At 68.4% G+C, this 15476-nt stretch carries 18 protein-coding genes, 1 tRNA gene and 2 other RNA genes; 10 read left to right on the top strand and 11 right to left on the bottom strand.

Features of this window, described 5'->3' with window-relative positions:
- Positions 1-39: 39 nt before the first annotated feature.
- From FG323_RS19080 to FG323_RS19065, 4 genes are read left to right on the top strand one after another with little or no spacing between them, the layout of a single operon-like run.
- A complete protein-coding gene (locus tag FG323_RS19080) occupies positions 40-990 on the top strand; it encodes an AAA family ATPase (RefSeq protein WP_141456294.1) in 951 nt (316 codons plus the stop codon).
- A gap of 4 nt (positions 991-994) precedes the next feature.
- Entirely contained in the window at positions 995-1954 is a 960-nt protein-coding gene (locus FG323_RS19075) for a DUF58 domain-containing protein (protein ID WP_141456293.1), read from the top strand.
- Positions 1947-3896: a DUF3488 and transglutaminase-like domain-containing protein gene (locus tag FG323_RS19070; protein ID WP_141456292.1), complete on the top strand. Its 1950-nt coding sequence runs from the start codon at positions 1947-1949 to the stop codon at positions 3894-3896. Before FG323_RS19075 ends, FG323_RS19070 begins: the two co-directional genes overlap by 8 nt.
- Positions 3897-3907: 11 nt before the next feature.
- Positions 3908-4429, top strand: a complete 522-nt coding sequence (locus tag FG323_RS19065; RefSeq protein ID WP_141456291.1) for a Slp family lipoprotein — start codon at positions 3908-3910, stop codon at positions 4427-4429.
- 228 nt (positions 4430-4657) lie between these two features.
- Here FG323_RS19065 and FG323_RS19060 read toward each other — a convergent pair whose 3' ends face one another.
- From FG323_RS19060 to dnaX, 5 genes are all read right to left on the bottom strand, one after another.
- Positions 4658-5020, bottom strand: a complete 363-nt coding sequence (locus FG323_RS19060) for a histidine triad nucleotide-binding protein (protein WP_141456290.1) — start codon at positions 5018-5020, stop codon at positions 4658-4660.
- Positions 5021-5191: 171 nt separating this feature from the next.
- Positions 5192-5788, bottom strand: a complete 597-nt coding sequence (gene recR, locus FG323_RS19055) for a recombination mediator RecR (RefSeq protein WP_141456289.1) — start codon at positions 5786-5788, stop codon at positions 5192-5194.
- The gene (locus tag FG323_RS19050; protein ID WP_141456288.1) at positions 5785-6351 is read right to left on the bottom strand and encodes a hypothetical protein; all 567 of its coding nucleotides are present in this window, start codon (positions 6349-6351) and stop codon (positions 5785-5787) included. The genes recR and FG323_RS19050 overlap by 4 nt, the downstream gene beginning before the upstream one ends.
- A gap of 28 nt (positions 6352-6379) precedes the next feature.
- Positions 6380-6700, bottom strand: coding sequence for a YbaB/EbfC family nucleoid-associated protein (locus tag FG323_RS19045; protein WP_141456287.1), 321 nt, complete (start codon positions 6698-6700; stop codon positions 6380-6382).
- Between the two features lie 6 nt (positions 6701-6706).
- Positions 6707-8545, bottom strand: coding sequence for a DNA polymerase III subunit gamma/tau (gene dnaX, locus FG323_RS19040; RefSeq protein ID WP_141456286.1), 1839 nt, complete (start codon positions 8543-8545; stop codon positions 6707-6709).
- 98 nt (positions 8546-8643) lie between these two features.
- On the opposite strand from dnaX, the gene FG323_RS19035 reads away from it, so the two are divergent.
- The 6 genes from FG323_RS19035 to ffs all read left to right on the top strand — a co-directional run bounded on the left by FG323_RS19035 (position 8644) and on the right by ffs (position 11114).
- The gene (locus tag FG323_RS19035; RefSeq protein ID WP_141456285.1) at positions 8644-9495 is read left to right on the top strand and encodes a PASTA domain-containing protein; all 852 of its coding nucleotides are present in this window, start codon (positions 8644-8646) and stop codon (positions 9493-9495) included.
- A gap of 82 nt (positions 9496-9577) precedes the next feature.
- Positions 9578-9670 (top strand) — tRNA-Ser (locus FG323_RS19030).
- A 40-nt stretch (positions 9671-9710) separates the two neighbouring features.
- Positions 9711-9831, top strand: a non-coding RNA gene (locus tag FG323_RS19025) — RtT sRNA.
- 265 nt (positions 9832-10096) lie between these two features.
- A complete protein-coding gene (locus tag FG323_RS19020; RefSeq protein WP_141456284.1) occupies positions 10097-10276 on the top strand; it encodes a hypothetical protein in 180 nt (59 codons plus the stop codon).
- Positions 10277-10472: 196 nt separating this feature from the next.
- Positions 10473-10841 carry a hypothetical protein gene (locus FG323_RS19015; protein WP_141456283.1) on the top strand — a complete coding sequence of 123 codons (369 nt, stop codon included), beginning with the start codon at positions 10473-10475 and terminating at the stop codon, positions 10839-10841.
- Positions 10842-11017: 176 nt separating this feature from the next.
- An RNA gene (gene ffs, locus FG323_RS19010) (signal recognition particle sRNA small type) lies at positions 11018-11114 on the top strand.
- A gap of 343 nt (positions 11115-11457) precedes the next feature.
- On the opposite strand, the gene FG323_RS19005 is transcribed toward ffs, so the two are convergent.
- From FG323_RS19005 to FG323_RS18980, 6 genes are all read right to left on the bottom strand, one after another.
- Complete coding sequence (locus FG323_RS19005; RefSeq protein WP_141456282.1) at positions 11458-12471, bottom strand: YncE family protein; 1014 nt, start codon at positions 12469-12471, stop codon at positions 11458-11460.
- Between the two features lie 7 nt (positions 12472-12478).
- Positions 12479-12907 (bottom strand): molybdenum cofactor biosynthesis protein MoaE, encoded by a 429-nt coding sequence (locus FG323_RS19000; RefSeq protein ID WP_141456281.1) that lies wholly within the window; start codon positions 12905-12907, stop codon positions 12479-12481.
- Positions 12908-12910: 3 nt separating this feature from the next.
- Entirely contained in the window at positions 12911-13156 is a 246-nt protein-coding gene (locus tag FG323_RS18995; protein WP_141456280.1) for a MoaD/ThiS family protein, read from the bottom strand.
- Entirely contained in the window at positions 13153-13644 is a 492-nt protein-coding gene (moaC, locus tag FG323_RS18990) for a cyclic pyranopterin monophosphate synthase MoaC (RefSeq protein ID WP_141456279.1), read from the bottom strand. The genes FG323_RS18995 and moaC overlap by 4 nt, the downstream gene beginning before the upstream one ends.
- Before the next feature lie 62 nt (positions 13645-13706).
- Complete coding sequence (gene moaA, locus FG323_RS18985; protein ID WP_305001032.1) at positions 13707-14723, bottom strand: GTP 3',8-cyclase MoaA; 1017 nt, start codon at positions 14721-14723, stop codon at positions 13707-13709.
- Positions 14720-15475, bottom strand: coding sequence for an MBL fold metallo-hydrolase (locus FG323_RS18980; RefSeq protein ID WP_141456278.1), 756 nt, complete (start codon positions 15473-15475; stop codon positions 14720-14722). The genes moaA and FG323_RS18980 overlap by 4 nt, the downstream gene beginning before the upstream one ends.
- Between the last annotated feature and the right edge of the window lies 1 nt (position 15476).

Below are 15476 nucleotides of genomic sequence, written 5' to 3'. Positions count from 1 at the left end.
ACTTCCTCTTCATCCCAACGGTCAGGTCCCGAGCACGCGATGCCCACCACGCCCACGCCGCCTATGCTATCCGATGCCCTGCGCGATGCCCTCAAGCGCGCGCAGGAACAAGTCAATGCACTGGTGCTGGGCAAGGCATACGAGGTGCGGCTGGCGTTCGTGGCGCTGCTGTCCGACGGTCACCTGTTGATCGAGGATCTGCCGGGCCTGGGCAAGACCACGCTGGCGCATGCGCTGGCGGCCACGCTCGGATTGGGCTTCCAGCGCGTGCAGTTCACTTCGGATCTGTTGCCGGCCGACGTGCTGGGCGTGTCGGTCTACGACGGCGCGGCGCGGCAGTTCCAGTTCCATCCCGGCCCGGTGTTCACCCAGGTGCTGCTGGCCGATGAAATCAACCGCGCGCCGCCGCGCACGCAGAGCGCGCTGCTGGAAGCGATGGCCGAGCATCAGGTGACGCTGGACGGCGTGACCCATGGATTGCCGGATCCGTTCTTCGTGATCGCCACCCAGAATCCGGTGGATCTGTCGGGCACCTATCCCCTGCCCGACTCGCAGCTGGATCGTTTCCTGCTGCGGCTGGCGCTGGGCTATCCCGGCGCGGATGCCGAGCGCGCGCTGCTGGCCGGCGAGGATCGGCGCGCGCTGATCGCGCAGACCCTGCCGGTGCTGAGTTCGGACGACGTGCTGGCGCTGCGCGCGGCGGTGAACCAGGTGCACGCCAGCGACGCGCTGATCGTCTACGTGCAGGCACTGCTGGCGCGCAGCCGCCATCATCCGGGCGTGCGCGTGGGCCTGTCGCCGCGCGCGGGCATCGCGCTGCTGCGCGCGGCGCGCGCGCATGCGCTGCTGCTCGGCCGCGCGCACGTGCTGCCGGAAGACATCCAGGCACTGTTCGGCGTGGTGGCCGCGCACCGGCTGGTCGCCGAGGCGGAAGCCGATTCGACCGCCGCGCTGGCCAAGGCGATCCTGCACGCGGTGGCGGTGGACTGAGTCGATGGCGGACACGCTGCGGCAACGGTTGCGCCGGCGCCTGTCGCGGTTCGCGCGGCCGCGCCAGTCCGAGCCCCTGCCGGCCCGGCTGGACCGTCGCCGGGTGTATGTGCTGCCCACGCGTTTCGGGCTGTTCTATGCGGTGCTGGTGACCGCCATGCTGGTCGGCGCGCTCAACTACAACAACAACCCGGCGTTGCTGCTGGCGCTGTTGCTGGCCTCGGCCGGGCTGGCCAGCCTGATCGCCGCGCACCTGCAACTGTCCGGCCTGCAGCTGGACGCGGTGTCCGCCGAACCGGTGCCGGCCGGGCAACCGCTGCGGGTGCAGGTCGCGCTGTCCACGCGCGATCAGCGCGAGCGCCGCGGACTGCGGCTCTCGTGCCTGGAGATCGCCGGCGGCGTGCCGGTGATCACCGGAGACGCGGTGGTGGCGGAACTGATCGTGCCCACGATCCGCCGCGGCTGGCTGGATCCGGATCGGCTGGAGATCTGGACCACGCAACCGCTTGGCCTGGCGCGCGCCTGGGCCTGGTTCTGGCCGCGCCAGTGGCTGCTGGTGTATCCGTCGCCGGAACCGAACGGTCCTCCCCTGCCCGACTCGGAGGGTGGCGGCAGCCGCGCCCGGCGCCAGGCCAGCGGCGACGACGTGCACCATCTGCGCGCCTACCGCGCCGGGGATCCGTTGCGCGCGATTGCCTGGAAGCCCTCCGCGCGGCGCGAGCACCTGCTGGTGCGCGAGTTCGAACAGCCGGTGGGCCTGGAAGTGGATCTGGCGTGGTCGGCGCTGGCCGCGCTGCCGGGCGAACAACGCATCCGCCGGCTCGCCCACTGGGTGGATCTGGCCGAGCGCGAGGGCCGCCGCTACCGGCTTCGCTTGCCCGGCGACGTCGCGCTGGGCCCCTCGCGCGGCCCCGCGCACCGGCATGCCTGCCTGCGCGCACTGGCATTGTTGCCGCATGGCTAAGGCCGCCACGCCCCGCGCCGGGACGCTGGACGCCGGCAGTCGCCTGTGGGCGCTGCTTGCGACCGGGCTGTGCCTGCTGGCGCTGTTGATCCAGTTGCCGGCCGGAGTGGCGACCGGCATCGGCGCGCTGGCGGTGGCGACGACCGCGCTGTCCTGGCGGCGCGCGCTGCCCGGCCCGCTGCGGCTGCTGCTGGCGCTGCTGATCATCGGCGCGGTGCTGGCGGTGATGGGCATGCGCTTCGGCCGCGATACCGGATGCGCGCTGCTGGCGGCGATGCTGGCGCTGAAGCCGGCGGAGACGGTGAGCCTGCGCGATGCGCGCAGCCTGCTGGGATTCGCGCTGTTCGCGCCGTTCTCGGCGTTCCTGCTGGACCAGGGACCGCTCACCCTGCTGCTGGCCGCGCTCGGCGTGGCCGCGGGCCTGCTGGCGCTGTCGCAACTGGCCGACGCGGAAGCCGATGCGCCGATGCCGCGCGTGTCCCTGCGCCAGCGCCTGTGGCGGGTGGGCCGGTTGCTGCTGATCGGATTGCCGCTGATGCTGGCGACGTTCTGGTTCTTCCCGCGCTTTCCTTCCCCGCTGTGGGGCGTACCCGAGCGCGCGCTGGCCCAGCCGGGATTGTCCGATCGGATGTCGCCGGGCGGCTGGCTGGACCTGATGGCCGACGACAACCCGGCCCTGCGCGTGCAGTTCTCCGGCGCGGTGCCGAAGCCGGAGGAGATGTACTGGCGCGGACTAGTGCTGTGGGACTACGACGGTCGCGAGTGGACGCGCTCGCCGTGGATCGCGACCTTGCCGGCGGCGCCGGCGGTGTCGGCACAGGCACCGCGCTGGGACTACGAGATGATGGTGGAACCGACCGAGCAGCGCTGGCTGGTGGCGCTGGATCTGCCGGTGTCCACGCCCGTCGATGCGCAACTGGATCGGGATCGGGCGCTGGTGGCCACGCAGCCCATGAACGGCGTCACCCGTTGGCGCGTGGCTTCGGCGCCGCCGTCGCGCTTCGACACCCGACTGCCTGCACCATTGCGCGAACGTGCCCTGGCATTGCCGGCCGGCCTGAATCCGCGGACCCATGCACTGGCGCAGCAGTGGCGGCGCGAAGCCGGCGGCGACGATCCGGCCATCGTGCGGCGCGCGCTGGAATGGATCCGGCGCGACTTCGGCTACACCCTGGATACGCCGCTGCCCGGACGCGATGCGGTCGACGAGTTCCTGTTCGACCAGCAGCGCGGGTACTGCGAACACTTCAGTTCGGCGTTCACCACGCTGATGCGCGCCTCGGGCATTCCGGCGCGGGTCGTGGTGGGTTACGCCGGCGGTTATCGCAACCGTTTCGGCGATTACTGGATCGTGCGCAAGATGGATGCGCATGCCTGGAGCGAGGTGTGGCTGCCGCAGCGCGGCTGGGTGCGTGTGGACCCCACCGCCGCGGTGGCGCCGGAGCGGATCTTCGACACGCTGGAAGATCGCCTGGGCGCGGACACCGGCGCGGTGTTCCAGCGCAATCCGCTGTTCGACGCCGGCGACTGGCTGCGGCGCGGCTGGAACGATCTGGTGCTGGGTTTCGACGCCCGCCGCCAGCAGCACATGCTCAGGGCGCTGGGTCTTCCCCCGCTGGACGCCAGCCGGCTGGGCGCGTTGTTCGCGCTGGCCGCGCTGCTTGCCGTGGGTGCGATGGCCTGGTTGCTGGCCCGCGGAGAACGCGAACGCGATCCCTTGCTGCGGGCCTGGCACGCGCTGGGCGCGCGTTATGCCCGGATCGGACTGGGTCGTCAGCCCCACGAGCCGGCGCTGGACTGGGCGCGGCGGGTCGCTGCCAGCCATGCGGCCGCCGGCACGACGCTGGTCCCGCTCAGCCAACGTTTCGCCGAGGCGCGCTACGCTGCCGCCGTTAGCGACATTCCCGCGCTGGTTCGCGACCTGCGCCGCCATCGGCCCTGAAGGAGATTTCCATGAAACTTCGTCACCTCATGCTAGCCGGCGCCGTCGCGGCTCTCGCCGCCTGCGCCACCGCCCCGCAACCGCTGCAGGGCACCTTCACCCCGGTCACCCCGCGCGACGCCGTCGCCGGCGCGCAAGTGGGCTCGCAGGTGCGCTGGGGCGGCCGCATCATCGAAACCAAGCCCGGCCAGGACAGCACCTGCTTCCAGCTGGTCTCGCGTCCGCTGAACGCCACCGGCCGGCCGATGGAATCGGCGCCGGATGCAACCGACGGCCGCTTCCTCGCCTGCCGCTCGGGCTTCTACGATCCGGCCGTGTTCGCGCCGGGCCGCGAAGTGACCTTCGTCGGGCGCATCAACAGCTACGAGAACACCCGCATCGGCGAGTACGACTACCGCCTGCCGAAGGTGGACGCCGACGTGGTCTACCTGTGGCCGGAAGTCCGCGAGGTCGAAGTGCGTCCGTCACCGTTCTATGACCCGTTCTGGGGACCCTACTGGGGACCGCGCTGGGGTTATTGGGGCTGGTGGTGATCGCCCTCGTGGCCTGAGGATTGGCCGGATGCAAAAACGCCGCTCATCGAGCGGCGTTTTTTCTGGATGGTTTCCGGCATCGCTGGAACACCCTTTCCTCGTCATTCCGGCGAACGCCGGAATCCACTTCATCGGGAGGGAGAACCACGCCGAGTGTCCGGGCATCGCGCCGACATGGATTCCAGCTTGCGCTGGAATGACGGGGTGCGGAGGGCGCGCCGTGGGAGATCAGCGACCCGGGACGCCGAAGTGGCCCAGCGGGGCGCCGGCCAGCAGGTGCAGATGCAGGTGGAACACGGTCTGCCCGGCGTGTTCGCGGCAGTTCATCACCACCCGGTAGCCGTCCTGGGCGAAGCCTTCGCGGCGCGCGTATTCGGCCGCCGCCAGCACCAGCTTGCCGACCAGCGCGGCCTGTTCCGGCAGCAGGTCGTCCATGGTGGGAATCAGCACCTGCTTCGGAATGAACAGCACGTGCACCGGCGCCTGCGGCGCGATGTCCTTGAAACCGAGCACCTCATCGTCTTCGTAGACGATGTTGGCGGGAATCTCGCGGCGGAGGATCTTGCCGAACAGGGTGTCGTTCTGGGTCATGGCGCGGTCCGGGATGGGGTGGGTGCAAAGCATAGTGCTTGGCGGGCGGCATCGATGCATTGTGGGAGCGTTGTGGGAGCGACGTGAGTCGCGATTGCTTTTCTGCTGTCGTTTCATCCGACACTACTATCGCGACTTACGTCGCTCCCACAAGACAGGGTGGGAAGTGCTTCAGGGCATCTCGCTGCGCGAGCCGAAGGCGTGCGAGAGGGTGCCGCGATCCACGTATTCGAGTTCGCCACCCAGCGGCACGCCGTGGGCCAGGCGGCTGGGTTTGACGTTGTGCTGGCGGGCCAGCTGCGCGAGGTAGTGCGCGGTGGCCTCGCCTTCCACGGTGGGATTGGTGGCGATGATCAGCTCGCTGATCTCGCCCTGCTTCAGGCGTTCGCCGAGCTGTTCCAGGCCCAGTTCGCGCGGGCCGATGCCGTCCAGCGGCGACAGCCGGCCCTGCAGGATGAAGTACACCCCGCGATAGCCGGTGGCCTGCTCGATGGCGAGTCGATCGGCGGGCGATTCCACCGCGCACAGCAGGTGCCGATCGCGGCTGCCGCTGGCGCAGATCGCGCAGATCTCGCCCTCGGTGAAATCGCGGCACTGGCTGCAGTGCCCGATCCGCTCCAGCGCCACGGACAGGGTCTCGGCCAGGTGCTTGCCGCCCTCGCGCTCGCGCTCCAGCAGGTGGTAGGCCATGCGCTGGGCGGTCTTCTGGCCCACGCCCGGCAGCACGCGCAGGGATTCGATCAGTTGTTCGAGCAGGGAGGTTGTCACGCGATGACTTCGTAGCGGGCCCGTTCGCAGAGCGGATATGCGGCCATGAAGGACGCGATGCGTTCGCGCATCGCGTCGATCGAATCGCCGTAAAGATACAGCGCCGTCTCGGTCGGCCCTTCCCAATAGCTCTGGATGCTGCCGATGCCGTCCATCAGCCGCTCGATTTCCGACCAGACATGATTGACGTCGGATTCGGCATAGACCTCGGGTTTCAGCTCCGTGCCGTTCAAGTAGATCGCCAGTCCCCGCTGCTTGCCGAAGGCGACCTCCCGCCGCTCGCCATCCTGTTCGAATTCCAGCCGGGACCCCCGCGGGGCGCCCATCCGTTCCAACAGGTCGCAAAGCGCGGGCACGGCCGTGTCCATGTCGTACACGTCCAGATCAATGCCGCAGTACTCGATTTCACCGGTCTGCCGCTGCATCGTTCCGCCTCCCGTCACCTCGGCCACTCCGGAGGCCTCCAAGGCTTCCTGCAGGGGATCCTCGTACAGTTCCAGGCGATCGAGCGGAAGAAGACGCGCATTCAAGCGCGCATAGACGAAGGTTGCCTGGGCGGACATCGGGACGGTCTGCGGATGATCCGTTGGCTCAGAACGGCAGCTTCATGCCCGGCGGCATCGGCATGCCGGCGGTCAGCGCGCCCATGCGCGACTTGGATTCGGCATCGATCTTGTTGGAGGCATCGTTGAAGGCCGCGGCCACCAGATCCTCCAGCATTTCCTGGTCACCGAGCAGCGACGGATCGATGCGGACCTTGCGGCACTCCTTGGCGCCGGTGAGGGTCACGCTGACCATGCCGCCGCCGGCGTTGCCGGTGATTTCCAGCTTGGCGATCTCTTCCTGGGCGCGTTGCAGGTTTTCCTGCATCTTCTGCGCCTGCTGCATGAGTTGGGCGATGTTTCCACGCATGTGTGCTTACTCTTCGAATGGACGGATGGAATCCGGTACGACCTTCGCGCCGTGTTGCTCGATCAGGCGCTGCACGTCCGGGTGGTTCATGAAATTCTGCTCGGCGGCGATCTGCTGTTCGCCGCGTTCGCGGTCGGTGCGCTGGCGCAGCGTTTCCGAGCCTGCCGGCGCGGCCTGGAACACGATCTTCGGCGCGGTGCCATAGCGCTGGGCGATGGCGTCGCCGAGATCGCGGACGGAACGCTCCGAGCGCAGGTAGTCGAAGCCCGGATCCAGCGACAGTTGCAGCACGCCGCTGTCGTAGCCGACAAACGCCGCGTTCTCGACCAACTGGCGGGTGGCGCCCTTCAGCTCGCTGTTGCTGGCGAAGTGCATCCACACATCGGCGTTGGTGATGCCGATGTCGGAGGAAAAGGCGAAGTCGCGATCGGCCGGATGAGCTTCCTGTTTCGGCGCCGACGCCGCGGCGACCGGCGCCGGCGCGGGCGGTGGCGGAGTCATCGCCTGGGAAGGCGCGATCGCGGCCGGCGCGGAAGACGCGGCGCGCGGTGGTTCGGCCGGCCACGGCGGCGGGTCGTCATCGACGGCGGACGCGGGCGTTGACGCGACCGCAGGCCGCGGTGTGGCGACAGGAGCGACCTGTTCGGCCACCGCGCGCACGGGCGCGGCTTCCGGGGGGGCGGAAGCCGCGCTCGCCATCGCGGCGGGCGTCGACGCCGCTGGCCGCGTGGTCGGCACGGCTTCGCCCTTGCCCTCGCCCGCCGCGGGGGCCGGGCGGAACGCCAGCATGCGCAGCACGCTCATTTCGAAACCGGCGCGGGCGCTGGGCGCCAGCGGCAGATCGCGACGTCCGCCGAGCGCCATCTGGTACCACAGCTGCACCACTTCCGGCCGCAGTTGCGATGCGAATCTATCCGCATCCACGCCCTCGCCGTCCTGGCCGGCGCCGGGCACCAATTGGCGCACCTGGATGCGATGCAGCGCTTCGGCGAGCGCTTCCAGCACGCCATCCCAGTCGGGCGAGAAATCGGCCAGCGCAGCGACCACCTGCAACAGGCGTTCGCCGTCGCCTTCGGCCAGCGCCTCCAGCATCGCGCCAACCTGGGTGCGATCGACCGTGCCGAGCATGGTGCGCACGCCCTCGTCGCGCAGCGCGCCGCCGGCATAGGCGATGGCCTGATCCAGCAGCGACAGGCCGTCGCGCAGGCTGCCGTCGGCGGCCTTGGCGATCTGGCGGATCGCGCCGTCGTCGGCCTCGATGCCTTCGGCGCCCAGGATCTTGGCGATCTGGCCGGCGATCTGCGGCTCTTCCAGCCGCTTGAGGTTGAACTGCAGGCAGCGCGACAGCACCGTCACCGGCAGCTTCTGCGGATCGGTGGTGGCGAGCAGGAACTTGACGTGTTCCGGCGGCTCTTCCAGCGTCTTCAGCAGCGCGTTGAACGCCGCCTTCGACAGCATGTGCACTTCGTCGATCAGGTAGACCTTGAACTTGCCACGCGAGGGCATGTACTGCGCGTTCTCGATCACCTCGCGGACGTCGTCCACGCCGGTGTTGGACGCGGCGTCGATTTCCAGCAGATCGATGTAGCGGCCCGCGTCGATGTCCAGGCAGGCCGCGCACTGGCCGCAGGGATCGGCACTGGTGCCCTTCTCGCAGTTCAGCGACTTGGCGAAGATGCGGGCGATGGTGGTCTTGCCGACGCCGCGGGTGCCGGTGAACAGGAAGGCATGATGGACGCGGCCGGTATCCAGCGCGTTGCTGAGCGCGCGGACCACGTGTTCCTGCCCCACCAGTTCGGCGAAGCGCTTCGGACGCCACTTGCGGGCGAGGACGAGATAGCTCATCGGAGGATTTTGCCACACCCGGTCGCGGTCAAGGCCGGAACCGGTGGGTACACTGCCGACCAGGACGGACGCCGGACGCGTCCATGACAGGGATCCGCATGTTCCATCGTTTTCGGGCCGTTCCGGCCACCTGCTGCCTGCTGTTCACCGCGTTTTCGGCCAGCGCCGCCGCGCCGGCGGTCCGCAGCGAGGTCAAGGGCCTGCATATCGCCGCCCGCGACGCGCTGCCCGCGCCACGCGAGCCACAGGTGCTGGAGGAAGGCCATTTCTGCCGGATGCAGGTCACCGAACCGAAGACCACGGCCGGCCGCGCCGTCGCCGCGCGCGGCTGGTACGTCACCAGCGAGGTCCAGGCCGGTGGGTATACCAGCGTGGGCGCCTTCAGCCGCGGGGGCGAAGGCACCAGCGGTACCTGCTTCATCGCCGACGGCAACGTGTTCGTGTTCCGCGGCCCGGCGCTGGCGGCCATCGTGTATGGCGACCCGCCCGAGGACGAGTACGTGGGCGGACTGATTGGTGGCGTTGCCGGTACGACGTTGCCGGATCGGGTCCGGATCACGGACCGGACGCCGCCCAACCTGGCCCAGGCCGACCTCCGCTTCAGCGCGGACGCCATTGAAGTAGCGGCGGTGGCTGAACGGGAAACATTCTGTAGCAACCTGGTGATTCCCAATCTCCGTGGCATGGACATCCCGGAAGCCCGGAAGATCCTGGCCAAGGCGGGCTGGCGCCCGGCTCCGCCAGCGGCGACGGACGAGGAAGACCGCTTCGACGCCGCCGCGGGCTATCGCGCCAAGGGGCTGACCGAATTCGAAACCTGCTCCGGTACCGGCTATGGCTTCTGCGCGGTGAACTATGAACGCGCCGACGGCGCGCAACTGCACGTGACCACGCTCGGCGACGAGCCGCCCACCGTCTCCGCCTACGACGTCCAGTGCAAGGCCCGGTGAACCCTCCGGATGTTTTTGCCCTGCCCGGGGAAATTCCGTAGAATGCGCGACTCCCCGCGGACCGGCCGGTCCCTGGGGACCCGGAGAGGTGTCCGAGTGGTTGAAGGAGCACGCCTGGAAAGTGTGTAAGCGTCTAAACCGCGCTTCGGGGGTTCGAATCCCCCTCTCTCCGCCAGATTGAATGACGTAGTGAAGGCTCCATGTCCGTGATGTTTCGCCGGGACTTGGAGAGGGGGTGAGAACCCCCGGGTTCGACAAACCGCGCAGCGGTTTGCACGGCGAAGCCGCCCGCAGGGCGAGGCGCGCAGCGCCGAGTGAATCCCCCTCTCTCCGCCAGATTTCAGAAACCCCTGAGCAATCAGGGGTTTTTTATTGGGCGCATGGAAGAAAGGAAATCCGGTGTGCGCCTGGTTTGTGCCATCGCGTTGAACGTTCTGATGTCTCGGAACAATCCTATTCCCCAGTCATCTTTCAAAGGACTAGGTTCCGCCCGTGGGTGTTCTATTGCGGCCGTTCAGGGCATTCAACCGAGTCACTCCTGCCACGCCTGCCAGATACCCATCCTCCGGCACGGGGGGCGTGCCGTTACGGGAGAAATGCCATGAGAGTATTGTCAGCGGAAGAGGTTGCTGTGGTCAGTGGTGGCCTGCGGCAGGTGTTTTGGGGGTTCATCTCCAATCTGATCTACGACGCAGCCAGAGGCATCGCCGACATGGACCATGATGCTTCGTCGTTCCAATCCGGCGAAGCCACGCTGGTGTCCAATACCTACGGCGCCTGATGACGTTCTGGAAAGCAAACAGCACCCGGCCAAGCCGGGTGCTGTTTCGTCCTGTTCCGTGGCGGTCGGCGGCATGATGGGTTGGCATCGGCGTATTGCATGCACGGATTGCGCATCTTTCAGCGTTCGCCAGCTATTGACGCTTCCTCCCCTGCTCGCCTTGCTCACGCTCACATTGGCGGCAGGAGCCGCGTTGGTGTTGCAGTATCTGGGCATTCCTCCAGTCGACACGTCATTGGCAAACAACAAACTCGCCGGTTGGGATTGGCCGGGAATCGTGCTGTTCTCGCCACTGCTGGAAACCCTGCTGCTCGGTGGTGCGTTCAAACTGATGGCATCTCGCCTCGACCGACGACTTGCCGCCCTGTTGGCGGCCCTGCTGCTTGCGGGCATGCACGAATGGTACGCGGGCGGCTGGGGATGGGTGGTCCTGGCGCCGCTCTGCGTGTTTACCGCCCCTTTTGCGCTGACCCGGCGTTTCCGCGATGCCGCGTTGCTGGGAGGGTTGACCCATGCCTTCCACAACTTCTATGCCTGCATCCTGATTTCCTGGTTTCCCGCCTAACGGGAATCCTTGCCTACGCGAGTGACGCATGGGACAATGCGCGACTTGCTGGTCCTCCCGCTCTTTTGGCGCAACCTTATGAATTGGTTGTGGTTTTGAGTCGAGCGAGCCGCTTTTGCGCAGCTCGATAGGATGGATTCGGCACGCCGCCGAAAGGCGCGCTGTCTATGGTGACCCCGTCGGTCCCTCGCGACGCTAGGTTGAAAACCCCGCCAGGGCCGGAAGGCAGCAACGGTATCGACTGATGCGGGCGCCGAGGTCAACCGGCGGGGTCATCGCCTTTTTGGGCAGGCGGAAAAAGCGCATCCCGGCCATTTGTTCCTTCCTCCCGTTGCGACGGCATCATTGCCATTAGCGGCGAGCTATCGCGGGGCGCGGCCCCGAGGTCAACCGGCGGGGTCATGCCTTTTTGGGCAGGCGGAAAAAGCGCATCCCGGCCATTTGTTCCCTCCTCCCGTTGCGACGACATCATTGCCATTGGCGGCGAGCTATCGCGGGGCGCGGCGCCGAGGTCAACCGGCGGGGTCATCGCCTTTTCCGACCCTGTAGCGCCGAGCTTGTCTCGACGGCGGAAGGTCACCGGCATTCGGACCGATCAAGCGGAGCAAGCTCCGCTCTACGGGAACAGGACCACCGCGCCGGGTTCGCGGCCGGTGACCCAGTAATCGATGACCTGCCATTTCTGGGTGTCCACCACGGCGATGCGATCACCGCCGCTGAGTGCGATGTAGGCGCGCGGTTTCACCGGATCGACGGTGATGCCGATCGGCAACGCGCCACGGCCCAGTGCGGTGTCGCGGATGTCCATGCCTTCGCGCGTCAGCGGCAGCCGGGCCAGCGCGAGCTTGGTGCGGGCGTCGAAGACCTGGAGTTCGGCGTTGCGGGCATTCACCACACAGGCATGGCGGCCATCCGGAGTGAACGCCACCCGCAGCGGGAAGCCACGGCTGGACATCCGCCGCCGCACCGCCAGTGTCTTGGGATCGTGGACGGTGACGGTGCCTTCGTCGCGATTGGCGACCCACAGCTCCAGGCCGTCGGGACGCAGGGCGATGCCTTCGGCGCCCTTGCCCGCCGGCCGCTCCAGCAGCAGCTTGCCGGTGACCAGATCGATGCGGCTGATCGTGCCGCGGCCCAGCTTGCTGACGTAGCCGACGCGGCGATCCGCGCTCACTACGAGCATGTGGCCGATGCCGTCGCCGATATCGATGGCGCGGGTCACCTTGCCTTCGTCCACGTCCACCAGCAGCAGGCTGGCGCTGCCCTCGGCGGTGACCGCCACGCGCCCGGCGTCCAGGAAACGGATGCCGTGGGGCGCGCCATGGGTGCCCAGGTCGATGGTGCGGGTCGGACGGCCTGCGTGCAGGTCCAGCACCGACAGCGTGCTGCCGGACACTTCGCTGCCGTAGTTGCTGACCACTGCGGTGCGGCCGTCCGGCGAGATGGCAATCTCATGCGGCGAATCGCCGGTGCGGTACTCCCCGCGCTTGCGACCATCCTGCGCGGACAGTCGCCAGACGCTGTCGGCGGCCTGGTTGCTGACCAGCAAATCCGCGCACCCTCCGGACAACGGCGCGCACAGCGCCAACCACAACAGCAAACGTCCCTGCTTCCTGTTCCGCGTATGCATCCTTTCCTCAATCCGTTGTCGGTGTCGGGTGCAGCCAGCCGGCGTCGCCGGCCACATAGCGTTCGTGCTTCCAGATCGGAACGCGTGATTTCACTTCATCGATGATCCAGCGGCAGGCCGCGAAGGCGGCATCGCGGTGACCGGCGCTCACCCCGACCCAGACCGCGAGGTCGCCGGTGGCCAGTTCGCCGATCCGGTGCACGCAGCGCGCGTCGTGGATGGCGAACCGCTCGCAGGCTTCGGCCAGGATCCGCTCGCCTTCCTTTTCCGCCAGTGCCACATAGGCTTCATAACGCAAACCGTTCACGGCGCGGCCATCGTTGTGGTTGCGCACCCAGCCCTCGAAGGCGGCGAACGCGCCGGCGCGTTCGTCCAGCAGCGCCGAGCGCAGCGGCGCCGGATCGAACGGGACATCGCTCAGGGCAAAACGCGGCATGGCTCAGCCTCCGCTCACCGGCGGGATGAACGCGACCTCGCTGCCTTCGCGCGGTGCGTCCTCCCAACGGGCGAAATCCCCGTCCACCGCCACGCGCAGGTGGGCGACGGGCAGACGGAAGCCGTGGCGCGCCTGCAACTCGGCGTAGACGCCGCGCAGATCCGGCGCGCCGGTGATCAGGGTTTCCTCGGCCACGCCGGCGGCATCGCGCAGGCTGGCGAAGTAACGCACGGTCAGTCGTCGGCTCATGCCAGCGTCCCCACGTCGCGCTTGCCGCCGCGCTTGCCGAGCAGGCGCGCCGGTCCCAGCACGATGGCATGCGACAACGCCTTGCACATGTCGTACACGGTCAGTGCGGCCACGGTCGCGCCGGTCAGCGCCTCCATCTCCACGCCGGTGCGATGGGTGGTACGCACCGTGCAGCGGATGTCCAGGCTGCGCTCGTCGTGCCAGTCGATGGCGATGCGACAGCCGTCGATGGGCAGCGGATGGCAGAACGGAATCAGTTCGTGCGTGCGCTTGACCGCCATGGTGCCGGCGATGATGGCGGTGTCGATGATGCCGCCCTTGGCGCTGCGCAGGCCATTGGCGCGCAGTTGCTGCGCGACGGCGGCCGGAAACTTCACCCGGCATTCCGCGCTCGCTTCGCGCGCGGTTGCCGGCTTGGCGGACACGTCCACCATCGCCGGGCGTCCGGCGGCGTCGAGGTGCGTCAGCGCAGGGGTCGGTTTCTTCATGGGTCGGCATGCGGTCCAGGCCGCACATGGTAGCGTCCGGCGCGGGCGGCGCACATCCGGGATCAGCCGCCGATCAGGTACATCTCGACCGGCCGGCCATGGCGGGCGCCGGCCTGGCCGCGCTGCTCGCTATAGCGGTCCTCGCGCGAGCGCCACAGCGAGGCCACATGCGCCGTCAGCGCGTGCTCGCCCTGCGCCAGCGCCGAACGCAGGTCGGCGCCGTCGCTGGCGAACAGGCAGGTATACAGGTGGCCGTCGGCCGACACCCGGGCCCGGTGGCAGTCGCCACAGAACGGCGCGCTGACCGAACTGACGAAACCGATTTCGCCCTGGCCATCGTCGAAGGCATGTCGCTCGGCCACCTCGCCCCGGTAGTTGGCCTGCACCGGATGCAGCGGCCAGCGCGCGGCGATGCGATCGCGCAGTTCCGCCGACGGCACCATCTGGTCGCGCCGCCAGCCGTTGCGGGTGCCCACGTCCATGTATTCGATGAAGCGCACCACGTGGCCACTGCCGCGGAAGTGTTCCAGCAGCGGCAGCACCTGCCGCTCGTTGAGGCCGCGCTGGACCACGCAGTTGATCTTGAGCCGCTCGAAACCCGCGGCCACCGCCGCGTCGATGCCGGCCAGCACGTCCTGCACGCGGCCACGGCCGCCGGACATGGCCGCGAACACGTCCGGATCCAGCGCATCCAGGCTGACGGTCAGGCGACGCAGGCCGGCCTGCTTCAAGGCCGCCGCCTGCGCACGCAGCAGCGTGCCATTGGTGGTCAGCGCCACGTCGTCCAGGCCCGGCAAACGTGTGAGGCGGGCGACCAGATCCGGCAGACCCTTGCGCAGCAGAGGCTCGCCGCCGGTCAGGCGCAGCTTGGTGACGCCCAGCGAAATGAAGGCACGCACCAGCGTTTCGATCTGGTCGAAGGACAGCCGCGAGGCGGCATCCAGTCCGTAGTCGTCCGGCACCCGATCGGCCGGCATGCAATAGCCGCAGCGGAAGTTGCACGCTTCGATCACCGACAGACGCAGGTCGCGCAACGGCCGGCCCAGGCGATCTTCCGGCGGTGGCGGGATCGCGTTCACGGTGTTTCCATCCCATCGCGCGGCGGCTTCAACGACAGCGCCTGCCCGGGTTCGGCGACCTGGTGGCCACGCGCGCGCATCGCCGCGCCGTCGGCGGTGCTGGCGTAGTGGTACAGCACGCAGCGCGCCAGCAACGTCGGTGGGTACTCACGTTCCAGATCCTCGATCCCGCTGTGCGAGGGATTGCCGTGCAGCGCGCAGTCGTGCGCGATCACTTCATCGGCATCGGCGAAGCGCGCCAGCATCTCCGGAATCGGTCGGGTGTCGCCGGTCCACACCAGGCTCCCGGGCAGGCGCAGGCCGAACGCGGTCTCCGGCCAGTGGTGGCGTACCGGGAATGCCTCCAGCCGCACGCCCTCGTGCCAGAACGCGCCGCCGACCGGAATCAGCTGGAATGCGTCCCAGAAATTGGCGCCGCCCTCGGCCAGCACGTTGGGATACTCGCCCACGCGCTGGTGCAGCAGCGGCACCACCGGCGCGGGCACGTACAGGCGCACGCGGCCCCGGCGCGAGGATTCGAAATAGTGGCCGACGAACAGGCGTTCGAAGCCCGCCACGTGATCCAGGTGCACATGGGTCACGAACAGCGCCTGCGGCCATTCGCCGTAGTGTTCCAGAAACGCGGTCAGGCCTTCGCCGCCGCAGTCGATGGTCAGCCAGGGGCGGCCATCGCGCTCGATCGTGGCCATCGCCGACCCCAGCGCCACCGCCGTCGCACTGCCCACGCCATGGAAGCGCAGCCGCCAGTCCATC

Source organism: Pseudoxanthomonas sp. z9 (assembly GCF_006542425.1).
In the GTDB taxonomy this organism is placed as follows: Bacteria; Pseudomonadota; Gammaproteobacteria; order Xanthomonadales; family Xanthomonadaceae; genus Pseudoxanthomonas_A.
Note: the sequence above shows the minus strand (reverse complement) of the source record. Positions and strands in the feature narration are given on the sequence as shown.